The sequence below is a fragment of the Stenotrophomonas sp. 3diitr2024 genome, from assembly GCF_042136455.1.
Lineage (GTDB): Bacteria > Pseudomonadota > Gammaproteobacteria > Xanthomonadales > Xanthomonadaceae > Stenotrophomonas > Stenotrophomonas sepilia.
This window is the reverse complement of record NZ_JBHHMJ010000246.1, coordinates 1-328: the sequence shown is the minus strand read 5'-3', so window position 1 is coordinate 328 and position 328 is coordinate 1. Positions and strand designations below refer to the sequence as shown.

The window sequence follows — 328 nt, the reverse complement described above, 5'->3', positions numbered from 1 at the left end:
AAACCGAAGGCCGATACCTCGCGCGTGAATGCCTTCGGTGGCGGCAGCTGGAAGGACACGCCCGCGTCGATGAACGTGCTCGAGCGCGATTACCTCGACCGCCGCCAGGTACGTTCGCCGGGTAAGACGGCTGGGCGCGCGACAACCCCAAGAGCGATTTGCGGTCACGGGGGATGCCGACGTGGCGCGGGGGGGTGCCGACCGTTGGTCGGCCGGTGGTACCGGCGGTCACATCTTCCCCGGCCTGGCCGTGGCCCGCGTGCTGCGCGAGCGTGGCGTGCCGGTCACCTGGATGGGCGCCGAAGGCGCGATGGAAACCCGCCTGGTG

The 328-nt window shown here is 70.4% G+C and carries 1 protein-coding gene; it reads left to right on the top strand.

The genetic code is table 11. From position 1 onward, the window contains the following. Positions 1–181: 181 nt before the first annotated feature. Positions 182–328: glycosyltransferase (locus ABGA94_RS05675; protein ID WP_375366632.1), on the top strand; the 147-nt coding region annotated here is incomplete at its 3' end.